The following is a 2,996-nucleotide window of genomic DNA, read 5'->3' as shown; positions in this document are numbered from 1 at the left end:
TGAGGTCGGCGTTAGGAATCCGGCTCGGACAGTCGAACGGGCGTCACCCGCACACCGTTCGCGGTCAGACGAAGCGTGTCGCCCGCAGCCCGCAGCGTGCCGGCGGCCACGGCGAGGCCCCGTGCCACCTCCGGCACAGCCCAAGCACACCCGGTGGCGTCCGTGCGGGGGGCACTCACGACGAGCGGGCGGCCGTCGGTCTCGAGGATCACCTCGCACCCGGCCGCTCCAACGGCGGCAATCTGCCCGTCGAGAGCCGTCCTGTGGCCGACGTACAGGCTGCCCTCCGCGGCGACGGCGGGGGCCGGAACGGCCTCGGTCGCGTCGACGGGGGGGCCGTAGGTCGTGTCGGCGGTGGTCGCATCGGGGGCTCCGGTGCCGCAGGCCCCGAGCACCCCCCCGACAAGCGCAATCACGAAGAGGCGTTTGGGCATTGGGGGGGCACAGAGCATGGATCCACAAAGAATCGCTCGCCCAGCGGGACGAAGGGGCCTACTCCGTCGCGGCCACGGCCGACTCGGCCCCGGCCGACACCTCGGTGCTCACCGGGTGGACGGACGCCTGGCACTTCGCCGCAAACTCTTCCCGGAAGCGCTTGACGGTGGCCCGCACCGGCCCCACGGCGCCGTCCGCAAAGGCGCAGATGGTACGTCCCCCGTCCATGTTGTCGCACAGCTCAAGGAGAAGATCAATGTCGCGCATGCGCCCGTCGCCCTCGTCGATCCGGGCGAGGATCTTTTCGAGCCAGCCGGTTCCCTCGCGGCAGGGCGTGCACTGCCCACAGGTCTCGTCCTGGTAAAAGTGCGCCACGCGGCGGAGGAACGACACCATGTCGGTCTCTTCGTCGAGCACGAGCGGGCAGAACGTCCCGGTCCGCGAGCCCACCTCGCCGAGGCTCTCGTCGTTCATCGTGAGGCCGTCGATCTGATCGGCAGGCACCGGCGGCACGGACGACCCGCCCGGCACCACGGCCTTCAGGTCCTTGCCGCGCGCCATGCCCCCGCACACGTCATAGATCAGGTCGGTCAGCAGCATGCCCGTCGGGAATTCGTAGACGCCGGGCTTTTTCACGTGGCCGGACATGCCGTAGAGCGCCGGCCCCGGCATGTCCCCCGCTCCAATGTTGGAGTACGCCTCGCCCCCCTGCTCCACAATGAGCGGGACGTGCGCCAGCGTCTCGGCGTTGTTGATGGTCGTGGGGGAGCCAAAGATGCCGCTCTGGGCCGGGAAGGGCGGCTTGTAGCGGGGGTATCCACGCTTGCCCTCCAGGCTCTCCATCAGGCTCGTCTCTTCGCCGCAGATGTAAGCCCCGGCCCCCTTGTGGAGCACGATGTCCATTGAAAAGCCCGAGCCCATGATGTCTTCGCCCACGTAGCCCGCCTCGTAGGCCTGCTCCAGCTGCTGCTTCAGGTGCACGATCCAGTCGGTGTACTCGCCCCGGATGTACACGTAGGCCGTGTCGATGTGCAGGGCGTACCCCGCGAGGAGAATGCCCTCGAGCATCAGGTGCGGGTTGTACTCCATCACCTGCCGGTCCTTGAAGGTGCCGGGCTCGCTCTCGTCCGCGTTCACCCCGATGAAGCGCGGGCGCTCGTCCGGCTCCGGCATGAACGTCCACTTCACGCCCGTTGGGAAGCCGGCCCCGCCGCGCCCGGTCAGCCCGGAGGCCTTGACCTCACCGGTAATGTCGCCCGGGGCAATGTCGTCGTCTTCGAGCGCGCGACGGAGACGGTCGTAGCCCCCATGCTCTTCGTATACGCTCAGCTTGTGGAGGTCTTGAATCGGGGGCAGGAGCATCCGCTCGTACGAGCGCCAGTCGCCGGCCGGACGTTGGGGCGTTCCGTTCGCTTCCATGTGCAGTCTCAAGTTGCGAAGGCAAAATTGCGAAGGACCGGAGTGTGACTCGCGAAGCAGGACAATGCCCTCCTTTCACACGTCACGTTTCAGACGTCACGCTTCACGCGTCACGCATCACTCCGTGTGCTCCCCCCGGGGCTGGGTCTGGTACGTCTCCGTGTTCTCGACGTCGGTGCGCCGGTTGCCCTCCAGCTCTTCCTCGTCCTGCGGCAGCGTCATCGACGTAAATGAGGGCACCTCCCCCGCGCGCAGGCTCTCGATGAGGTCGTCGATCTTTTCGGGTGTGAGGTTGTGGACGTAGACCCCGTTCGTGATCTCCATCATGGGCGCCGAGCCGCACGCCCCGAGGCACTCGGCCTCCTGGATCGTAAACATCTCGTCCTCGGTCGTCTCCCCGGCGTGGATGCCCAGCTTCTCCTCCAGGTAGTGGAGAATGTCGTACCCCCCGCACACCTGGCACGTGAAGCAGGTGCACACGTCAAGCACATAGGTGCCCTTCTCTTCCTTGAAGTACTGGTGGTAGAAGGTGGCCACACCGTACGCCTGCGTGAACGTCATGTCGAGGGTGTCCGCGCAGAGCTGAATTACCTCCGGGGCGAGGTAGCCAAACTTCTCCTGGGCCAGCCAGAGCACCTTCATGATGGCGGCCTGGTCCTCCGGATACTGCTCCGTCCAGGCCTCAATCTGCGCCTCTTCCTCGTCGGTCCACACAAGCTCCTCGTCCGAGAACGCCGAATCGGGATCCTGATCCGGGAGCTCTACAATGGGCCGCTGAACGTCGAAACTGGACATCTCCGAGTGTCAATTTTCGAGTGTCGAATTTGGTGCGGTGCCGATGGGCGAACGCATTCGCCATTCGACACTCGCAAGTTGAAACCCCTACTTGTCGGCCTCCCCCATCACCGGATCGAGGGAGCCGATGATGACGACCGTGTCGGCCACCATCTCCCCCTCGAGCATATCCTCCATCGCCTGCAGGTTCGAGAACGACGGGGCGTTGATGCGCACACGCCAGGGCCGCCCGGTGCCGTCGGACGTCAGGTAGAACCCGAGCTCGCCCTTCGGGGACTCGATGGCGTGGTACGAGTGGGCCCCCTTCGGCGGCACGGTGCCCACGTCGGTGTACATGAAGTCGTGGA

At 66.1% G+C, this 2,996-nt stretch carries 3 protein-coding genes and 1 pseudogene; all 4 read right to left on the bottom strand.

Annotated features, from left to right (window positions below):
* Positions 1 to 11 precede the first annotated feature (11 nt).
* Positions 12 to 434: a hypothetical protein gene (locus tag V5A20_RS13845; protein ID WP_332327625.1), complete on the bottom strand. Its 423-nt coding sequence runs from the start codon at positions 432 to 434 to the stop codon at positions 12 to 14.
* 58 nt (positions 435 to 492) lie between these two features.
* Positions 493 to 1,854 carry an NADH-quinone oxidoreductase subunit NuoF gene (nuoF, locus tag V5A20_RS13840; RefSeq protein ID WP_332315107.1) on the bottom strand — a complete coding sequence of 454 codons (1,362 nt, stop codon included), beginning with the start codon at positions 1,852 to 1,854 and terminating at the stop codon, positions 493 to 495.
* A gap of 117 nt (positions 1,855 to 1,971) precedes the next feature.
* A complete protein-coding gene (locus V5A20_RS13835; protein WP_332315108.1) occupies positions 1,972 to 2,649 on the bottom strand; it encodes an NADH-quinone oxidoreductase subunit NuoE family protein in 678 nt (225 codons plus the stop codon).
* 87 nt (positions 2,650 to 2,736) lie between these two features.
* A pseudogene (locus V5A20_RS13830) lies at positions 2,737 to 2,996 on the bottom strand (NADH-quinone oxidoreductase subunit D); the annotation flags it as partial.

It is taken from the genome of Salinibacter sp. (genome assembly GCF_036626415.1).
Classification (GTDB): Bacteria; Bacteroidota; Rhodothermia; order Rhodothermales; family Salinibacteraceae; genus Salinibacter.
This window is presented reverse-complemented; position numbering and strand designations above follow the sequence as displayed.